Origin of the sequence: Merdimmobilis hominis (genome assembly GCF_016901855.1) — a bacterium.
GTDB lineage: Bacteria > Bacillota > Clostridia > Oscillospirales > Ruminococcaceae > Paludihabitans.
Genome location: NZ_JACJKY010000010.1, coordinates 31,661 through 51,305, shown reverse-complemented (window position 1 = coordinate 51,305; position 19,645 = coordinate 31,661). Strand labels below are relative to the sequence as shown.

Annotated in this window: 21 protein-coding genes; all 21 read left to right on the top strand. The window is 45.7% G+C overall.

The window, feature by feature from the left end; translation table 11 throughout:
* Positions 1 to 38 precede the first annotated feature (38 nt).
* The gene (locus H6A12_RS07705) at positions 39 to 416 is read left to right on the top strand and encodes a DUF603 domain-containing protein (RefSeq protein ID WP_204446560.1); all 378 of its coding nucleotides are present in this window, start codon (positions 39 to 41) and stop codon (positions 414 to 416) included.
* Positions 417 to 529: 113 nt separating this feature from the next.
* Positions 530 to 775: a helix-turn-helix domain-containing protein gene (locus H6A12_RS13800; protein ID WP_430623633.1), complete on the top strand. Its 246-nt coding sequence runs from the start codon at positions 530 to 532 to the stop codon at positions 773 to 775.
* A 9-nt stretch (positions 776 to 784) separates the two neighbouring features.
* Entirely contained in the window at positions 785 to 1,138 is a 354-nt protein-coding gene (locus H6A12_RS07695) for a heavy-metal-associated domain-containing protein (RefSeq protein WP_204446555.1), read from the top strand.
* Positions 1,139 to 1,281: 143 nt separating this feature from the next.
* Positions 1,282 to 1,392 carry a DUF2325 domain-containing protein gene (locus H6A12_RS13795; protein WP_430623632.1) on the top strand — a complete coding sequence of 37 codons (111 nt, stop codon included), beginning with the start codon at positions 1,282 to 1,284 and terminating at the stop codon, positions 1,390 to 1,392.
* Between the two features lie 56 nt (positions 1,393 to 1,448).
* Complete coding sequence (locus tag H6A12_RS13790) at positions 1,449 to 1,556, top strand: hypothetical protein (protein ID WP_430623634.1); 108 nt, start codon at positions 1,449 to 1,451, stop codon at positions 1,554 to 1,556.
* A gap of 119 nt (positions 1,557 to 1,675) precedes the next feature.
* Positions 1,676 to 2,599: a helix-turn-helix domain-containing protein gene (locus H6A12_RS07685; protein ID WP_204446552.1), complete on the top strand. Its 924-nt coding sequence runs from the start codon at positions 1,676 to 1,678 to the stop codon at positions 2,597 to 2,599.
* Positions 2,600 to 2,751: 152 nt separating this feature from the next.
* On the top strand, positions 2,752 to 3,027 hold the full coding sequence (locus H6A12_RS07680; protein ID WP_204446551.1) for a DUF6110 family protein: 276 nt from the start codon (positions 2,752 to 2,754) through the stop codon (positions 3,025 to 3,027).
* A gap of 50 nt (positions 3,028 to 3,077) precedes the next feature.
* Complete coding sequence (locus tag H6A12_RS07675; RefSeq protein WP_204446550.1) at positions 3,078 to 5,180, top strand: heavy metal translocating P-type ATPase; 2,103 nt, start codon at positions 3,078 to 3,080, stop codon at positions 5,178 to 5,180.
* 141 nt (positions 5,181 to 5,321) lie between these two features.
* The gene (locus H6A12_RS07670; protein ID WP_204446610.1) at positions 5,322 to 5,945 is read left to right on the top strand and encodes a TetR family transcriptional regulator; all 624 of its coding nucleotides are present in this window, start codon (positions 5,322 to 5,324) and stop codon (positions 5,943 to 5,945) included.
* 108 nt (positions 5,946 to 6,053) lie between these two features.
* On the top strand, positions 6,054 to 7,826 hold the full coding sequence (locus H6A12_RS07665) for an ABC transporter ATP-binding protein (RefSeq protein ID WP_204446549.1): 1,773 nt from the start codon (positions 6,054 to 6,056) through the stop codon (positions 7,824 to 7,826).
* A 1-nt stretch (position 7,827) separates the two neighbouring features.
* Entirely contained in the window at positions 7,828 to 9,561 is a 1,734-nt protein-coding gene (locus H6A12_RS07660; RefSeq protein ID WP_204446548.1) for an ABC transporter ATP-binding protein, read from the top strand.
* Between the two features lie 481 nt (positions 9,562 to 10,042).
* The gene (locus tag H6A12_RS07655; protein WP_204446546.1) at positions 10,043 to 10,858 is read left to right on the top strand and encodes a class I SAM-dependent methyltransferase; all 816 of its coding nucleotides are present in this window, start codon (positions 10,043 to 10,045) and stop codon (positions 10,856 to 10,858) included.
* 24 nt (positions 10,859 to 10,882) lie between these two features.
* The gene (locus tag H6A12_RS07650; RefSeq protein ID WP_204446545.1) at positions 10,883 to 11,689 is read left to right on the top strand and encodes a class I SAM-dependent methyltransferase; all 807 of its coding nucleotides are present in this window, start codon (positions 10,883 to 10,885) and stop codon (positions 11,687 to 11,689) included.
* A 43-nt stretch (positions 11,690 to 11,732) separates the two neighbouring features.
* Positions 11,733 to 12,578 carry a hypothetical protein gene (locus H6A12_RS07645; protein WP_204446544.1) on the top strand — a complete coding sequence of 282 codons (846 nt, stop codon included), beginning with the start codon at positions 11,733 to 11,735 and terminating at the stop codon, positions 12,576 to 12,578.
* A gap of 421 nt (positions 12,579 to 12,999) precedes the next feature.
* On the top strand, positions 13,000 to 15,612 hold the full coding sequence (locus H6A12_RS13685; RefSeq protein WP_204446539.1) for an NEAT domain-containing protein: 2,613 nt from the start codon (positions 13,000 to 13,002) through the stop codon (positions 15,610 to 15,612).
* A gap of 3 nt (positions 15,613 to 15,615) precedes the next feature.
* The gene (locus H6A12_RS07635; protein ID WP_204446538.1) at positions 15,616 to 16,509 is read left to right on the top strand and encodes a heme-binding Shp domain-containing protein; all 894 of its coding nucleotides are present in this window, start codon (positions 15,616 to 15,618) and stop codon (positions 16,507 to 16,509) included.
* Positions 16,510 to 16,524: 15 nt separating this feature from the next.
* Complete coding sequence (gene isdE, locus H6A12_RS07630; RefSeq protein ID WP_204446537.1) at positions 16,525 to 17,415, top strand: heme ABC transporter substrate-binding protein IsdE; 891 nt, start codon at positions 16,525 to 16,527, stop codon at positions 17,413 to 17,415.
* Between the two features lie 30 nt (positions 17,416 to 17,445).
* Positions 17,446 to 17,592, top strand: coding sequence for a hypothetical protein (locus H6A12_RS07625; RefSeq protein ID WP_204446536.1), 147 nt, complete (start codon positions 17,446 to 17,448; stop codon positions 17,590 to 17,592).
* Positions 17,586 to 17,759, top strand: a complete 174-nt coding sequence (locus H6A12_RS07620) for an LPXTG cell wall anchor domain-containing protein (RefSeq protein WP_204446535.1) — start codon at positions 17,586 to 17,588, stop codon at positions 17,757 to 17,759. Before H6A12_RS07625 ends, H6A12_RS07620 begins: the two co-directional genes overlap by 7 nt.
* 94 nt (positions 17,760 to 17,853) lie before the next feature.
* Positions 17,854 to 18,846, top strand: a complete 993-nt coding sequence (locus H6A12_RS07615; protein WP_204446534.1) for a FecCD family ABC transporter permease — start codon at positions 17,854 to 17,856, stop codon at positions 18,844 to 18,846.
* Complete coding sequence (locus H6A12_RS07610; RefSeq protein WP_204446532.1) at positions 18,836 to 19,612, top strand: ABC transporter ATP-binding protein; 777 nt, start codon at positions 18,836 to 18,838, stop codon at positions 19,610 to 19,612. Before H6A12_RS07615 ends, H6A12_RS07610 begins: the two co-directional genes overlap by 11 nt.
* Positions 19,613 to 19,645: the final 33 nt, after the last annotated feature.

Sequence of the window (19,645 nt, the reverse complement as noted above, 5' to 3'; positions counted from 1 at the left end):
CGCCCCGCATTTGCTTTTAAAGTCTAGGAGAGCTGTGTATGAAAAAGCATGCGGAATTAACTGCTTCTCAGATACGATATTTGATTGCGATAAAGAGATTATATGAGAGGCAAGGAAGTGTACGCGGAGCAGATATTGCCAGGGAACTAAAAGTTTCAAAAGCCAGTGTGCATCGTATGATGGATTTTTTTGAGCAGGTGCAGTATGTAAAGAGAGATTGTGGTAAACATATTGTACTCACTGATGATGGAATGGGAAAGGCTTTGGAATATGAAAAGTACAGTATGGAATTGAATAAGCGGCTATTTCATTCAGAGCTATGTGACAACATAGAAGAAACAGCAATTTGTTATTTTCTGGCAAATTTATCTGAAGAAAAACTTGCCTGTCTCTTTCCGAAGGAAGCAGGTATTTAAAAGATGGATAGGTTGAATGGTTTACATCATTCTAACACAACCGGATATGATGTTTTTCCGGGAATCCGGCTGTTTTATCATAATATTCATGCAAAGGAATCCTCGCTGGGAATTTGTCAAACTGCAGGCAAAAATTTTTTAGAGATCATCCATTGCCGTGTTTGAAAGCGCATAAAATGGAATCGGCAGCATATATGCTGGAACACACTGAGGAAAGTGTGATTGAAATTGCGAGTAAGCATGGATATGAAAATGCAAGCAAATTTGCAAGTGCTTTTAAATCAGCAAAGGGACTCTCTCCGGTAAAATACAGATCTGTCTGCAAAAGAAGAAATATATCGGATACAGCTTCAATCTAAGGAGGTTATATGATGGAAAATATAATTGTTATTGTGCTGTTAGTAATCATTGTGTTGGTTGCGCTGCGTGCAACAATCAAGCGATTGAAAGGTAAAGGCGGGTGCTGTTCTGGAGGCGGATACAAGCCGAAGAAGAAAAAGCTGAAAACGGTGATTGAGAAAAAAACATTTTATGTGAACGGTATGCACTGTGAACATTGTAAAAACCGAATTGAAGAATCCGTTAACTGTATTGCGGGAGTTTCTGCAACGGTAAACCTGAAAAAGAATCAGGTTTTGGTGGAGTATGAAACTCCGGTAGATGACACTTCTATCATAAATCAGATAGAAAAACTAGGTTATGTAGTGATGTCTGTTTTATAAAGTTTTGGTCGGTTTGGATTATATACAACCTTTTTGGAGCAGAAAGTGGCGGTTTAATTTGCTACTATATTAACAACACCGCAGGAGCGGTGAAAAAAACATCTTTCAGTTAGCTTTAGCTAATCTAATAAGAGGTGAATGGTATGAGCGTGGTCATTGTGGGCGGAAATGAATGTATGGTTCGCCGTTATAAGGAAATCTGTGATGAGTATCATTGTAAATCCAAGGTTTTCCCAAAACGGACGGAGCCCTGAAAGGAATAGGATCACCAGATTTATTGGTGCTGTTTACAGGAACTGTTTCTCATAAAATGGTTCGCTCTACCTTGAATGAAACAAAAGGGAAAGATATTAAGATTGTGCGCTGTCACACCAGTTCGGCTTCGGCCTTGCGCAGTATTTTAAATGAACATGCGTAAAAAGGAGGAGATTCCTTGCCTGACGAAATGATTATCAGACATTGTGCTCCGACCCTTGCCGGAATGAAAACAGGTAATATGTTTACTTAATAAATTGGGATAACGGGAAGGAGGGGAACATGATGAGCGAATCATTTAAAAAGGCTGTTTTGACAAAATCGGGGTGCGATTTTAATATCGACGGAATGAAATTGTTTCGCTTTCATGTTTCCTCTTGTGCCGATTGCTTATTGTGGGATATACCTGAAAAATGTTTAAATCTTATCTTTTGCTCTACTGGTAAAATAAGAATTCGGTTATTGAACGGACAGGCAGTTTATGCTCATCAGCAGGAAATTGTCTGCGTCTCTGAGAAAGTTTGCGTTTTCTTATCTGACACAGAGAAAGAAACATCGGGATTTCTTTTGTCAGTGGAAATTCCAAAAATTCAAAATAGTCTTTGTGCTATAACCAAAATAATCGGAAATTGGAATTTGGATATTCATTTGGCTTTGCAGTATGCAGAGCAAATGAACGGAGGATTTCTGATCAAAGGAAATCCGTGGGTGTTTTCACTGTTTTCCGTTTTAAATATTCTGGATGATATAGAACAGGATTGTTATTGTGTGTGGAAATGCATTGAGCTGTTATATTTGCTGAGTCAAAAAATGATACAAGTACAACAGGTAGAAATGTTACAAAAAAACGGTTCAGTCCATGATCGTTTAAGGAGCGTTTGTTCCTATATGGAACTCCATTTAGATGAAAAAATGACAATTGACAGTTTATGCCGCAGATTTTATTTATCCCCTACTACCTTCAAAAGATATTTTCGAAGTGTCTATGATCAGCCTGTCCATAGCTGGCTGCTACAAAAACGAATGGAAAAAGCGGGTGAACTTCTTCGCTATTCGTCTATGACAGTGCTTGAAATCGCGCAGTCTGTCGGGTATTCCAGTTTGAGTCAATTCAATGTAGTTTTTAAAAAATACTATCATTGTACACCAAGAGAATATCGAAATAGGTCTGATTCCGTTAGTTTTTGTCTGTTTCCAAAAGAATGATTTAGCTAAAGTTGTTATAATAATTAGACAAAATCTATGAAGGAGGGATCTGGTTGAAACAGCACCGTTTTTGGGCATGGGGAGCCGTGATCTGCCTGCTCATGGTAATGATTACAGGATACAAAAGAAAATAACGGAAAGGAAGATTCTATATGAGTTTATACAGTAAATTGGCTCTTTTTGTAGGTGGCGCACTTTTCGGATCGGTTGGAATTAAACTGCTGTCCAGCAAAGACGCTAAAAAAGCATATGTTCACGCAACAGCCGCAGGATTGCGTATGAAAGATTATGTCATGGAAACGGTAACGACCGTACAGGAAAATGCATCGGATATTTTAGCTTCTGCCAAAGATCTGAATGAAGAAAGAGCTGCAAAAGAAGCGGAAGAAGCGGCAGCCGCACAACTTGAAAGTTCTAAGGAAGAGTAACAGAAAAGAGCCGTTGATACGGCTCTTTTTTTATGAAGGAGAAGCGACAAATGAAGGCAATTATTTTACACGAAAGCAAAGGGCGTATCCGTTTTCGAATCAGTCAGAAAAAAATGACTTTGCAGGAAGCAGATGTGCTGGAAAATTGGTTTCAAAAGAAATCATGGATCACACAAGTAACTGTCCATGAACGCACCGGGTGTGTGATTCTGCAATACTCCGGGTCACGTAAGGAAGTGCTGGCGGCTATCCGTGAGTTTAACTTGCAGGAAGCGCAATCACAAATCACTTTGCCACTGCACAGCAGCCGTGAATTAAACCGTAAATTTCAGGAAAAGCTGGTCGGAAAAGTGATACTGAAAGCAGCGTCTATGCTCTTTTTGCCGAAACCATTGCAGATCGCACGAATTGTATGGCATATGCTCCCTTTTTTGAAAAGGGGAATCCGATGCATTTTGAGAGGAAAACTGAAGGTAGATGTGCTGGATGCATTGTCCATAGGAATTTCCGTATTCAGGAAAGATTTCGGAACAGCAGGAACTGTCATGTTTCTGTTGGAACTGGGCGAACTGTTAGAAGAATGGACCAGAAAAAAATCAATGGAAGACCTTGCTCGCTGTATGGCCCTGAATGTGGATCGGGTATGGCTGAAGACACCGGAATCAGAAATTCTGACAGCAGTATCAGATATCCGCCCAGGTGACAAAATCGTGATTCGTACCGGGAGTATGATTCCTATGGACGGTATCTTAGCTGAGGGGGAAGTCACAGTCAATCAGGCTTCTTTGACCGGAGAGTCTGTACCGGTCGTAAAACACCCGGGAAACACCGTGTATGCCGGTACCGTTGTAGAAGAGGGCGAGTGCATACTGGAAGTAAAACAGGTGATGGGCTCGAGCCGATATGATCAAATTGTAACCATGATCGAAAAATCCGAACAGATGAAATCGGCGGTCGAAAGCAAAGCGGCTAACCTTGCAGATAAATTGGTTCCGTATACCTTTATCGGAAGTATCTTGAGCTTTCTGCTGACACGCAATATTCTGCGAGCTTTATCAGTGCTCATGGTGGATTTTTCCTGTGCGTTAAAATTTTCCATGCCGCTGGCGGTACTTTCTGCAATGCGCGAAGCCGGAAAAGAACATATCACTGTAAAAGGTGGTAAGTTCTTAGAAGCGGTGGCAGCTGCGGATACCATTATATTTGATAAAACAGGCACATTGACACACGCTTGTCCGAAGGTTGCGCAGATCATCACTTTCGGAGGGCGAGACGAGTCGGATATGCTGCGTCTTGCAGCCTGTTTAGAGGAACATTTCCCCCATTCTATTGCAAACGCCGTAGTACAAGAAGCGCAGTGCAGAGGGTTATCCCATGAAGAATTTCATTCCAAGGTAGAATACATAGTGGCTCACGGAATTGCCAGTACGGTGAATGAAGAGAAGGTGTTGATTGGAAGTGCGCACTTCATTTTTGAAGATGAGGGAATAACTGTTCCGCTAAATGAACAGGAGCGTTTTGATCATCTTCCTGAAGAATATTCTCATTTGTATTTGGCGATTGGCGGGGAACTTACGGCGGTGATTTGTATTTCCGATCCGCTGCGCAGGGAAGCTAAAGAAGTATTGTCTGCGCTGCGTGCTTTGGGAATTCAAAAAACAGTTATGCTGACAGGCGACAGCTATCGGACGGCATCTGCGGTTGCAAACCGCTTAGGGGTTGACGCATTCTGCGCTGAGGTTCTTCCTGCGGATAAAGCAAAATTTGTAGCCGATTTGCGCCAAAAAGGACATATTGTTTTAATGGTCGGAGATGGTATCAACGACTCTCCCGCCCTTTCAGAAGCGGATGCGGGAATTGCCATCAGTGACGGCGCAGCAATTGCCAGAGAAATTGCTGATATTACCATTGCGGCGGACAGTCTTTGGGAGCTTGTTAAGCTGCGTCGCATTGCAATGGCTTTGATGGCGAGAATTCACTCAAATTATCGGTTTGTCATCGGATTTAACGGGGCGCTGATAGGCTTGGGATTGGCAGGAATTTTACCTCCTGCAGCATCGGCCGCACTGCACAATCTTTCTACGCTTGGCGTCAGCCTGCGTAGTATGAGTGCTCTGCCGAAACCGAAACAGGATAATGACTGCTGTATATAGCCGGACAACCAAAAGAGAGAAATCTTTGTGTGGTTTCTCTCTTTTTATTCATCCATAAAAAATGCAGAAGCACTTGACATTCAGCTTACGGGCAGCTATAATATAGCAGTGATATATAGCGCCGCTATATTTTTTAGGGAGGTGTGTACCATAGATGAGAATCTGACAACCTTGGATCAAATCCATGAGGCGGCAAAGGCGGAGTTTTTGCAAAAAGGCTACAAGGACGCTTCTCTGCGGAATATCGTCAAATCTTTGGGCAAGACGCTGGGAGCCTTTTACGGTTATTATAAAAGCAAAGAAGAACTCTTTGAGGCACTGGTTGGCGAGCATTATCAGTACCTGATTGATCGTTTTAAGGACGCTCAGAAGCAATTTGCCGACCTGCCCCATGAACAGCAGCCGGAAGTGATGGGCGATATATCAGGGGTATGCATGTTTGATATGCTGCATTATGCCTATCAGCATTTAGAGGAATGTAAGCTCATTCTTTGTTGTTCCGAAGGGACCCGCTTTTCCGGGCTGATTGATGAGATGGTGGAAATTGAAGTGGAGGGGACACACGCTTATCAAAGAGTGCTGGCGGAATTAGGCAGACCCTCCCCGCCGCTTGACCCAACTCTGGAGCATATTTTGATCACCGGGATGTTTCATACGTTTTTTGAACTTGTTATCCATGAAATGCCGCTTCCCGATGCGGAAAACTATGTAAAGGAAATGCGGGCCTTTTACACCGCAGGATGGATGAAAATTATGGGGCAATAACGCCCTATAATTTTTGACTTGCAGTTAGCTTAAACTAACTAAATTAGATATCAGAAGGACAAATCATTGTCCTCTGTATCATAAATGAAATGTAAAGGAGGAATTCTCTTGAAAAAACAATCTAATTTATCGCGCCTGCTCACGATTGCGGGAAGTTACCGATATCTGACCTATGCGTCCTGGATCCTCTCCGCAATCAGCGCATTGATCGCACTCGTGCCTTATTATTTTATCTGGCAGGTCATGCGTGAAGTGCTGGAAGTCGCTCCGGATTTCAGCCGTGCGCAGAATCTGACCTACAACGGCTGGATGGCAGTGATGTTTGCGGTCATTGCGGTACTGGTGTACATCGCCGGGCTGATGTGCTCCCATCTGGGCGCATTTCGCATTGCCACCAATTTGCGTTTGCAGTCCATGAACCATATCGTAAAACTCCCCCTGGGATTTGCGGAACATTTTGGCAGCGGTAAGCTGCGCAAAATCGTCAATGAATCCAGCGCCGCTACGGAAACCTATCTGGCGCACCAGCTCCCGGACCGTGCGAACGCCCTTGCAACCCCCTGCGGTCTTCTGGTTCTGCTGTTTGTGTTTGACTGGCGGCTGGGTCTTTTGAGTCTGGCACCGGTACTTCTGGGCTTTCTCATTATGATGGCGATGACCGGAAAGGAAATGCAGCAGAAGATGAAGGAATACCAGAATGCGCTGGATGATATGTCCAATGAAGCGGTAGAGTATGTCCGAGGTATTCCGGTGGTAAAAACCTTTGGCCAAACCATCTTTTCCTTTAAGAAATTCAAAGACTCCATTGACCGTTATAAAGTATGGGTGATCGCCTATACCAAGCAGCTGCGCACGCCGATGATGTTCTATACCGCAGCTATCAACGGCGTATTTGTCTTCTTGATCGCAGGAGCCTTGTTGTTTACGCAGGATCAGGTCACGACAGAATTTTTACTCAATCTGGTATTCTATATCATCATTACGCCGATCATTTCCGTGACGCTCACACGAATTATGTTCCAGAGCGAAAACGCTATGATCGTGGACGATGCTTTACAGCGGATTGACAGCGTTCTGAATTTGGAGCCGCTGAAAGAAACAGCTCATCCCAAGCATCCGAAAGACGGCTCTGTAGAGCTTGAACAGGTGCATTTCAGCTATGACGGAGAAAAGGAGGTTTTAAAGGGCATATCTATTTCTATTCCTGCCGGGCAGACAGTCGCTTTTGTGGGACCGTCCGGCGGTGGAAAAACCACGCTGGCAAATCTGATCTCCCGCTTCTTCGATCCTCAAAGCGGTACTGTAAGGGTAGGCGGCGTGGACGTCCGTAATATTCCGAAGGAAGAACTGATGAACACGGTTTCCTTTGTGTTCCAGAACAGCCGACTGATCAAAGCTTCCATCTTTGAGAATGTGCGTCTGGGCAAACCGGAAGCTACCCGGGAGGAAGTCATGGCTGCCCTAAAAAATGCCCAGTGCGATGATATCCTTGAAAAACTGCCGGATGGTATGGATACGGTGATCGGCACCAAGGGTGTCTATCTTTCCGGCGGCGAGCAGCAGCGGATTGCCATTGCCCGCGTGATGCTGAAAAATACCCCCATCATTATTCTGGATGAAGCCACAGCTTTTGCGGATCCCGACAATGAAACCAGAGTACAGGCGGCTTTTTCCAAGCTGTCTCAGGGCAAAACGGTCATTATGATTGCCCACAGGCTTTCCACGGTGGCCGGTGCAGATCAGATTTACGTTGTAAAAGACGGGCAAATCGCAGAGAGCGGTTCCAGCCGTGAGCTGATGGAAAGAGGCGGTCTCTTCGCCCGGATGTGGAAGAACTATCAGACTTCCGTTCAGTGGAAAGTCCAAAAGGAGGTACAGTAAGATGATCAGACGTCTGCAAAAAAGATATGCCTTGTCCGAACAGGGCGCAAAGGATTTAATCAAGGGTTGCTTCGCCTGCGTTCTGCAAAATATCTCTTTTATGTTCCCTGTTGGGCTGCTGTACTGCATGGTGAGCGATCTGATGAACGGCGGTGTTCCGGAAAGCCGGTTGCCCTTCTATATTGTAGGCTGTATTCTCTGTGTGGGATTGATCCTGCTGACAACCTACTTCCAGTATAACGCCACTTATTTTGCCACCTATACGGAAAGCGGCGTGCGCCGTATTACATTGGCGGAACGGCTGCGGAAAATCCCCCTCTCCTTCTTCGGAAAGAAAGACCTTGCGGATCTTACCAGTACCATTATGGCGGACTGCACCTTTTTAGAGCAGAGCTTTTCCCACTTTATCCCGGAGCTTGCCGGCTCCATCATCTCTACGGTTTTGATTGCCGTCAGCCTGTTCTTCTATGACTGGCGTATGGCGCTGGCGGCTCTTTGGGTAATGCCGGTGGCGTTTGCCATTGTAGGTTTTTCCGCAAAGGTACAGGAAGGTTTCAATCAGAAGTCCATGGATGCGAAAATGGCCTGCGCGGACGGAATTCAGGAGTGCATCGAAACGGTACAGGATCTGAAAGCCAACAACGCTGAAAAAGAATACCTTAAAGGGTTGGAAAAGAAGATCCGCGCAGTGGAACACCGCTCCATTCTCAATGAGTTCGGTTTGGCGGCCTTTGTTGTATCCGCCTCCCTTGTGTTAAAGCTCGGGATTGCCACGGTCGCGCTTGCAGGCTCTGTTTTGTTGATGCAGGGCAGTTTGGATATTTTGACCTTCTTTCTGTTCCTGCTGGTGGTTTCCCGGCTCTATGATCCCTTGCAGGGTGCGCTGCAGAATCTGGCGGCGGTAATTTCCACCCGGACAAATATCGCCCGTATGAATGAAATCCTTGACCATCCCATTCAGCAGGGCAAAAACAGCCTTTCCAATAAAGGATACGATATTACCTTTGACCATGTTGGGTTTGCCTACAACACCGGAGAAACGGTTTTAAAGGATGTAAGCTTTACTGCCAAGCAGGGAGAAGTAACCGCGCTGGTGGGCCCCTCCGGCGGCGGCAAAACAACGGTCTCCCGTCTGGCAGCCCGGTTTTGGGATGTGAGCCGGGGAAAAATTACGGTAGGCGGTATGGATGTCTCGAAAGTGGATCCGGAAACGCTGCTTTCTCTTTATTCCATTGTGTTTCAGGATGTTACCCTGTTTGACAACACCATACTGGAAAATATCCGTATTGGCAACAAAGACGCCACAGACGAGGAGGTTCTGGCTGCGGCACGGCTTGCCAATGTGGATGAATTTGCCGAGAAGCTTCCTGATAAATGGAATACTAACATAGGCGAAAACGGTTGTGAGCTCTCCGGCGGAGAACGCCAGCGTATCTCTATTGCCCGTGCCTTCTTAAAGAACGCGCCGATCATCCTTCTTGACGAAGCCACAGCCTCTCTGGATGTGGAGAATGAAACGCTGATACAGACAGCTCTGTCACGGCTGATCAAAGACAAAACTGTTCTGGTGATCGCACACCGGATGCGCACGGTAGCCGGTGCGGATAAAATCGTCGTGCTTTCCGATGGTATGGTGGCGGAAGAGGGCGATCCGGATACCCTGCTCCGGCAAGACGGTATCTATACCCGCATGGTAAAATTACAGACAGAAAGCCAGAACTGGACGCTGGCATAGTGTGATTTTCTAATGCGGAAACAAACCGGATGACAGGCAAATGCCGCACGCAAAACACGGCTGTTTTTTGCGTGTGGCTTTGTCTTTATCCGAAAATACTTTAGCGCAGTATCTTGACAAAATGAAGCATGGTATGGTAAAATCAATTAGTTAGAATTAACTAACTGTTTTTTATTTATCGTGGTTAGCCTGCGCTAACTATGTGAGGATCGAATGATGATAAAAATAACAATGAAAATCGATGGAATGTCCTGCGAAATGTGTGAGGCCCATATAAACGATGCGATCAGAAAAGTATTTTCTGTTAAGAAAGTGGCTTCTTCTCATAGAAAAGGGATTACGGAACTGCTTATACAAGACCCCGTTGACACGCAGCTGCTGAAACATGCTGTGGAAGAATGCGGGTACAAGGTGTTGGATATTCGTTGTGAACCTCAGGACTATTGTTGATGAGATCATAAATATACGAGGAGATAATGCAATGAACAAGAAAGAATTAAAACAGGAGAATATTCGACTTGGAACTCACGGGGAAGACTACGGAAGCTGGATGTCCAATCCCGTGTTCTATATTATCGGCGGCATCACGGCTCTGGCCGTGGTTTTGGCCGTACTTTCTTTTTCGGTGTTCCATATCATGGCTCTCGGTGTTCTGTTCTCTGTTGTTGCGGCGGCGCTGGTGGCCCTGCTGGTCTGGATCACATGGATCAGGTGCCAGTATGCCTTTGGCGGCGGCGGAATCATGGAACAGGTTCACCGGGTTGTCCTCTCCCATCTGGACTATGACGGCGATGGAAAGATTCTCGAAGTTGGATGTGGCTCCGGAGCACTGGCAATCCGTGCGGCTCTGACATGGCCGAAAGCAAAAGTGATTGGCGTTGATTACTGGGGAGCTGTTTACAATTACAGCAAGACCCTCTGTGAGAAAAACGCCGCAAGTGAAGGCGTGGCCTCCCGGTGTGTGTTCCGGCATGGCGACGCCAATCATCTGGATTTCCCCGATGAGAGTTTTGATGCGGTCATCAGCAACTATGTCTACCACAATGTTATGGGTGCAGATATGCAGAAACTGCTGCTGGAGAGCCTGCGGGTGTTAAAAAAAGGAGGCGTCTTCGCTCTGAACGATGATATGAAGCCAAAAATGTATGGTGATATGGACGCCTTTGCTCAAAAACTGCGGGAGATGGGCTATCAGGATGTCCAGCTCATTGATACCGCGGAAGAAGCCTTCGGCTCCCACCGCCGAGCAGCTATGATGATGCTGGGGTCTTCCCGGCTGCTTGTGGGCAGAAAGTAATGTATCAATACAGGAGGTTTGGCTATGTCCAAGTTAGGCGTTGTGGAGGACACCCTGTTTGTCCCCATGCTGGGCAGGATCTATGCCAGTGAGCACTGTCCGCAGATCATATATGATAAAAAGGCTCTGGAATTAAAAGAAAAGCTGCCGTCCGACCTGCAGGAAAACGGCAGTCAGAGCCAGTATACCCTGCTGGCTTCAGCGGTGCGGTCTGCTAATATGGACCGTTTCATCCGGTCGTTTTTAAAGCGCAGACCGGACGGTGTGATTGTCCAGCTGGGCTGCGGACTTGAAACAACTTATTACCGCTGTGATAACGGAAAGACGCGCTGGTATGCCGTTGATTTGCCGCATGTCATTGACTACCGGCGGGAACTGCTCCCGGAGCCGGAACGGGAGACCTATCTTGCCGGAGATGCCTTTTCCAAGGACTGGATCAGGCAGGTTCGCACGGATTTGCCCGACGCCCCTATCCTTGTTACAGCAGGCGGGCTGTTTCACTATTTTGAGGAAGATAAGGTTATTTCCCTGTTTCGTATGCTCAGACAATTCGGAGATATAGAAGTCGTCTTTGATACAGTGAACAAAAAAGGCATGGCTATGATGCAAAAGAAGTACATGAAACAGGTAGGTCACGCCGATGCGCAGATGTTCTTTTATGTAGATTCGGCAGCGGAACTGGCCGGAAAGATCGGCGGTGGGCCTACGGACGTTACGGAAAAGCCTTATTACCGTTATATTCCCAAAAACGGCTTAAAACCATCCACCAAGGTCAGTATGGCTGTTTCTGACCGGTTTTGTATGGTGAAGATGATTTGTTTGAATTTATAGTGTTTATATTTGAATAGTTCATATCAGAAAAAGAGGGATTTTTGTGTCTGAAAAAGAAAGTTTGACGCCGCTTCAAATTCAGCTGTTGCTTTATTATCTGTCCACAGAACCATCGAAAAGAACTGTGACCGATTCTGCCAGAAATCTTAGGGTTGGCAAATGGGTCATTACACGCGCAATGGATTCATTGGAAAAACTGAATATTGTGGAACGTTTAGGAAATCGTAAAACTGTTTTGACGGTTTCGGGGGAAAAAATAGCCAAAACATATCAAAAACAAATGAAGGTACTGGAACAATACATGCTGTATCAGGATATTCCTCCTGCCCAGATTAAAGAGAATGCATTGCGTGCGTTGGCGGCCGGTTTTTCTGAAGATTTTATCAACCGTTTGACAGAGCAGGAAGGACGTATGGCATTGAAAGAAGTCTTTGCTGGACGGAAAAATATTACTGGTAATGAACTGTGTGAATATCTTAAAGATGGCAGCTATTTTTTTCCATTTATCGTTTATAGAGAACATATTAAAAACCACAATAATATTTCAATGGCGAATGAGGGGTTTGAGCATCCCTGCGAATTGATTGTAAAAAATCGAGAAGGCTTGGTTTATCTGACGGTAAGGACAATATCCGCTCAATCAGCTTCCAGCGGAAAGACTATGGAAGGGCGAATCAAAAAAATACAATACCTATACAAGGGAAAGTTTTTTGACGGCGGCATTGACGGGCGTTATGTGTTTTTTCCGGTAACGGCGCTGCGGTTTATCTCTATGGGAAAAGGCCGGGATACCCTGCTGCACGGAAGCGTATGCCTGAAAATGCAATGCAGTGTTGGGGATATGCATATGCCGGAGAGTACGGCTGTTTTCACCATGTTCATCCATTAAAAGCGGCTGATTCAGAAGAAACGAAAAATTTTTTGGAGCAGTTTTGCAACAAGGAGGATTGTGCCTTTATTACTGTATTCCAGAGCTTTTTGCGATGATAAGCAGCGGATTTGGAGCGGTTTTGCAACACAAAAACGGTTGACAAGGAAAATGCAAATTGCTATAATGACACACGCTAAAAAGACTCCATGAGGAGTATTTTTTAGAACACTTGGTTAGTGTTCGCTAACCAAGTGTTCTAAAAGTGCAATGATATATCAGGGCTGAGCAAGCGCACAGCTTGTTCCCTTGACCAAAATATTTTCATGGGAGGAATGGAAGTGAGAAAATCTTATTCGCCGTAGAAAAGACATATCTTTTTATAGTTTAGTTAGCTAACACTAACTAAATGTTGCTTAGAAAAGAATGGAGGTAGATAATAGTGACGACAGCAAAACAATCGTTGCTGAAACGCGGCCTTGCCGCCGTAATGGCAACAGTTATGACAACAAGCCTGTGCTCTGCAAATGTATTTGCGAGTGAGAGCAAAGCAAATACATATCCTGAAGGATCTCGTGAGGTGAAACAGCTTACAGCACCCGTGGAAGATGGAGTTTATACTGCTTCAATCAATATGATGAATGCCAATAGCAACGGCTCGTATTCTATGGGCAATGCGGCATTGAGAGGGAGCGAATCTTTCTTACAGAAAAATCCGGACGATACAGAATATCAATCGCTTGTAATTGTTGAGGATGGAAAAGCTACAGCATTGGTAGAATTCATGCCCATGGGATACATCGGACAATATGGATTTATGATGGAACTGGAGTCAGCTACTCCGGAAATATTGACGAAATACGGATATCCAGATGATGATTATTGTGTGTTCACTCCTGCAGAGATAATGACAGAGCACCGCACACAGCTGGGAACAGTAGTTTATGATCCGTATAATAATCCTGATTCAGAATATGTTTATGATGGTTCTGATCCGGCAACAATGACTCGTCCGGCAGGCTACGGGCATGATGAGGAGCGGCTAATCAATATTGCAGATCAACCTTATTCTCATCTGATGGCTTTAGATGTAACTCCTGTTGTATCCGCTGATAAAGACGGGAATATTAGCATTCCTGAAAATCCTGAAGATTTTACCGTTATGAACGCTGCGTATGTTCATGTGTTTGTACCGATCATGTTTTCAATCAGCCCAACTTCAGGTGATCAGTATGCCAGAATGCAGGTGGATTGGACCACTGTAGAAAAAGTGGAAAATCCGGAAAGCAACCTGACTTATCAGTTTTGGAAGGCACAGCAGATTGAGCAGGGAAATTATACAGCGGACTCTTATGATGCACTGAGAAGCTGCGTAGAGGATATTCAAACAAAACTTACAAATATCTGGCCGGATCAGACATTGGAAATGTCCGGAACAGGATTTACGGCAGTACCGGTTTTAAATATGAAAGAATATACCGCCGAAGAACAAGCTGATATGGCGGCACAACTAGTTGAAGCAGTTTCCGCCCTGGAAGTGAAGGGCGATAAATCTGCGCTGAATGACTTGCTGGCAGAGGCGGAAGAAAAAGAAGAAACAGCATATACTCCATCCAGTTGGAAAGTGTTTTCTGAAAAAGTTGATCTGGCAAAGCAGGTTCAGCTGGATTCAGAAGCAAGTACCGCAGAAGTAACAAAGGCAGTCGAGGAATTGACAAATGGGATGAACGGACTTGTTGAACGTGCAGATACTGCCGAGCTGAATAATCTGATTCAGGAAGCAGAATTGATTAAAAACAATGGATATACAGAATATTCATGGAATCAACTGCAAACAGCTATCCAGGAAGCGAAAGCCCTTTTGGCAAACGCAGATGCTTCTCAAAACGAAGTAAATAACCAGACTGCTGCTTTGCAGCAGGCGATGGACAGTCTTAAAAAAGACGGTGAATTGGATAAAAATAATTTGGAAGACGGCGTCTATTCCATTTATGGAGAAATGGTAAAAGTGAACCGCAAGGATTTTTCCATGTCGAATGATGCAATTAACCATACTGTTAAATTGACAGTAGAAAACGGACAGTACTACTTGACCATGGATTTCAAAGGTCTTTCCTATCTGAACAAATTCGGTTATTTGGCAGAACTTGCTTACTATGACAATGGGTTTGTGTATGATCAATACGGAGAGATCAATGGAACATTGATTGCGGCAGAAGTGCTGTCCACCCAAAAAAATGCTGACGGAACAGATGTTATGGATGAATTCAACCAGACAGGCGGTTCTTATGAAGGGAAACTCTATCCCGATCAGGTTAAATTCTCGTTGGTATCAGATGCACTTAACGATGAGGACGGTTGTGTTCCGCTTCAAGTGTTTGTGCCGGTAATGGAAGATATTTCTGCCGGAAGCGGCACTCAGAATGTTTTACTCAAACTCGACTGGTCTACTTTGAAAGAAACCACCGAGGATGATCCTGATTTCCAGCCGGAAGAACCTGTAGAACAATCCCCGGCAGTCAACGTCACCGATTCTACAACCGGAATCAAGGTTGAAGCCGATAAAGGCGTTTTCCCTGAAGGCGTTGAGCAGGTAGTAACCCAAATCACTTCCGGTGCTGATTATGACAGAGCTGCTTCTATTTTGAGCGATGTGGGCAAGAAGTTCCGCCTGTTTGAAATTCACTTTGAACTGAATGGCGCTGAGGTTCAGCCCAACGGTATTGTCACCGTGTATTACCCCATTCCCGAAGGATACGATGCCGACAAGGTGGTTTTGTATCGAATCAATGAAGACGGAACAAAAACCCTGGTTAAGGGCACGGTCGAAAACGGTTTCTACAAAGTCATGACAAAGAGCTTCAGTACCTATGCGCTGGTGGAACAGGGAAGCACAATCACCGATGCTGAAAACAGTGCAAACGTCGGTAGCGATATCCCGCAGACAGGAGACAGTACAAATGTACTTCCCTTTGCGCTCCTCGCACTGGCTTCTGGCGGCATGATCGGCGTTCTCTTTATCAGCAGAAAGCGTAAATTTACAGAAGGAGAATAAAACATGAAAAATACCGCAACAAGAGCTTTAAGGGCACTTTGCGGTATGGTTGTAATGCTCGCCCTAATGGCGGGCATTACTTCTGTACCCGTGTTAGCCGCCTCTAACGGCATTTACACCGCAACTGCAACCTCTCATTACCGCCATCCTACTACCGGTGTGATTGAAGACTCCGGCGGCGAAGGTTCTGCCGTACTGGGTCAGTCCATGACAGACAGTGCCCTTAACAAAAGCGCATTGGTAGAGGTGGATGCTAACGGAAATACCTGGGTTACGATTCGTTTGAATTTGATGGATAACATCCAGTCTCCAAAGTTTCAGGTGGATGGCAGTTCCGTGTCAGCAACCTTGATGCAGGAAGATTACAGCAACAATACAGCGGATTATCGTATGAAGGTCAACAGTGAAAATTCAATTATCCGCTGCAATATGTATGTTGTCCCTATGGGGCGTGAGGTTATCTTCTATATTACCGTAGGAAATCTGAAATCCGGTTCCGGTGACTTTATAACCAGTATTACCGTTGAGGAACCGGAACCCACGCCGGAACCTACTCCTGAACCTACACAGACTCCCTCTTCCTCTTCTCAAAGCACAGAATCTGAAAACTCAGTGCAGAACTCCTCAGAAACCCCAGACAGCAGTGCGGAGTCTTCTGAAGAGCCGGAGGCCTCAGAATCGGAAGAATCTTCTGAACCAAGCGGACTTGTTGAGTTTGATGAATCCGGCAATGAAGTAAGCGTGACTTCCGTAGAATCAGAGTCTGAAAGCAATGGTTCCGGAAGTGCGGTTCTTTGGTGGGGAATCGGCGGAATTGTTGTGATCGCCGCAGCAGGAGGCAGCGTATGGTATTTCTGCTTTGTGAGAAAGGGCAAAAATCCCTTTAAGAAAAAATAAAGGGAGGCACAGATCATGAAACTTAAAAAAATCTTTTCTCTTTGCCTTGCTGGGGCACTGGCACTATCAGCCAGCGGGTGTGTGAACCAACATCCGGAGCAGAACACAGATGATGTTTCGGATGAGGTGCGTATCGTTGCAACCTCGCCTGCCGCGGTGGATATCTGCGACCGGCTGGAACTTGACCTGGTGGGTGTTTGCTCGTCAACCCTCAGCACGATTCCCGAACGGTATCAGAATGTGACCACTGTCGGAACTGCTATGAGCCCGGATTTGGAAATCCTTAAATCGCTGAATCCGGACTATGTGCTTTCCCCCAACAGCCTGCAAAGTGATTTACAGCCTAAATACGCTTCTATTGGCGTCAATTCCCTGTTCCTGAATCTGCGTAGTGTGGAAGGTATGTACGCCTCGATTGAAGGTCTGGGCGAAAAGTTCGGACGCGAAGAACAGGCGCAGGCTCTGGTTGATGAATACGAGCAGTTCATGGAAGAATACCGCAGCCAAAACGAGGGGAAAGAATCCCCTACCGTACTGGTGCTTATGGGGCTTCCCGGCTCTTATATTGTGGCGACGGAAAGCAGTTATGTGGGCAACCTTGTGAAGCTGGCAGGCGGTATCAATGTGTACGGTGACGGTGACGGTCAGGAGTTTCTCACAGCCAATACCGAGGATATGAAAACGAAGGAGCCGGACATTATTCTCAGGGCTGCTCATGCCCTGCCTGACGATGTGGTGGAAATGTTTAAGGAGGAATTTGAAACCAACGATATCTGGAAACATTTCGAAGCCGTTCAGGAAGGGCGTGTTTATGATTTGCCCTATGAATTGTTCGGTATGAGCGCAAAGTTTAATTATCCCGATGCGCTGGAAGTACTGCAGCCGCTGCTCTACGGCGAGGAATAATTCAGAATTATAAAAGGAGGAATGTTTGTAATGACAACAACAAAACAGTCGTGGTTTAAACGGAGTTTGGCTGTGCTGCTGGCAGTCATGATGGTTATGAGTATGGGCATGACTAATGCATTGGCGGCGGACTTTTCCACTAAGACTTCAAACCTAATTGAAGTAACGCTATGGTAGGCGAAGTGACAGGAGGCAGCAATTCCGGTCAGAACCAAAACGGAGATACAACAATCCCGCAGACGGGAGACAGTACAAATGTACTTCCCTTTGCGCTCCTCGCGCTGGCTTCTGCCGGAATGATCGGCGTTCTCTTTGTCAGCAGAAAGCGTAAGACAGTGAAATAAAAAAGACTGCATATTGCATGTAAAAAAGCAATGGCCGGGTTGCCGAAATTCGGCGCCCGGCTGTTTGCTTTATCACGAAAAGGAGGCCTGCTTTATGATAAGCAGAAGAAAAAAGATTTTCTCCTTTGGTATTACAGCGGTGCTGCTTGTCGGACTTTTTCTCTTTTCCGTCAATACCGGCAGCTTAAAGGTGACACCTCTGGAACTTTTCAAAGGACTGTTTGTTGCATACAACGAAAATGTGGCGACCATATTCGATCTGCGTTTTCCCCGTATTTTTATCGCAATGTTCGGCGGGGCGGCCATGGCAGTTTCCGGCGTGCTTTTACAGGCTGTGATGAAAAATCCGCTGGCTGATCCGGGAATTATCGGCATCAGCTCAGGAGCCAGCCTTGCAGCGGTGCTGATTACCGCATTTTTCCCGGCGTTATACTTCTTTACGCCCCTGTTTGCGTTTTTGGGCGGTATGATCGCATTTTTACTGGTGTATTCTCTCTCCTGGAAGGGTGGGCTTTCCCCCCTGCGCATCATTCTGGTGGGCGTAGCGGTCAACGCCATGTTTACCGGACTGATGAGCGCGTTTAACTCCGGAACAGGAAGCAATTATTCGGGGGTTGCCAGCATCGTAAATGCAAATATCACCATGAAGACCTGGGATGATCTGCAAACTTTATTATTGTACGGCGTAGTAGGATTGATCGCTTCATTCTTCGTACTCGGTCAGTGCAATTTGCTGGCTCTGGAAGACAAGACAGCAAGAAGCCTCGGCGTCAATGTCAATAAAAGCCGTATCGTGATTTCGGTTATTGCAGTACTGTTGGCGGGCATTTCTACGGCGGTGATCGGTCCCATCAGCTTTTTAGGACTAATCGTACCCCATATTGCAAGGCTTTTGGTAGGAAGCAATCACAAGGTATTGGTTCCTTATACGATCCTGCTGGGTGCTTTTACTCTGCTTTTAGCGGATACGGTTGGGCGTACCATTGCAGCGCCTTATGAAATCAGCGCTTCGGTCATTATGTCCGTGGTAGGAGGCCCGTTCTTTATTATTCTGCTGAGGAGGTCAAGACAAAGCTATGGCCAGTAATATTTTTACCGTAAAAAATCTCTCCTTCTCCTACGGAAAGCAGCAGGTGCTGAACGGATTGGACTTTTCTCTTCACGAGGGGAGAATTACCACACTGATCGGTGCAAACGGATGCGGAAAATCCACATTGTTTAACCTGATGACAAAAAACTTAAAGCCCGATCAGGGGGAAGTGTTTCTGAGAGAAGAAAATATCGCAAATTTGCGTTTAAAAGATTTTGCCAGAGAAGCGGCGATTGTCCATCAATACAATACGGCGCCGCCGGATCTTACGGTCGAAAAGCTTGTAAGCTATGGGCGAACGCCCTATCACACAATGGGGCTTTCATCGGATCCGCAAAAAGATGAAGAAAAAATACAGTGGGCGCTGGAAATCACCCATACAAGCAAGCACAAGGATAAACCGGTAACAGAGCTTTCCGGCGGACAAAAACAGCGTGTGTGGATTGCCATGGCGCTGGCACAGGACACCAAGGTACTGTTTCTCGATGAACCGACCACCTATCTGGATGTCCGTTATCAGCTGCAGATTTTAAAACTCATTCAGAAGCTGAACCGGGAGTACGGTATTACCATCGTTATGGTTCTCCACGATATCAACCAGTCGCTGTATTACAGCGACGAAATCGTAGCGATGAAGGACGGACGAATGATTGCTCACGGTTTACCGGAGGAAATCATTACAAAGGAACTTGTCAAAGAGGTATACGGTGTCGATTTGACCATTCAGTCGGTAGATGGAAAACCCTTTGTGATCCCGGTATAAGGGGGTAACCCTGCATACATGGAAAGGAGGCAC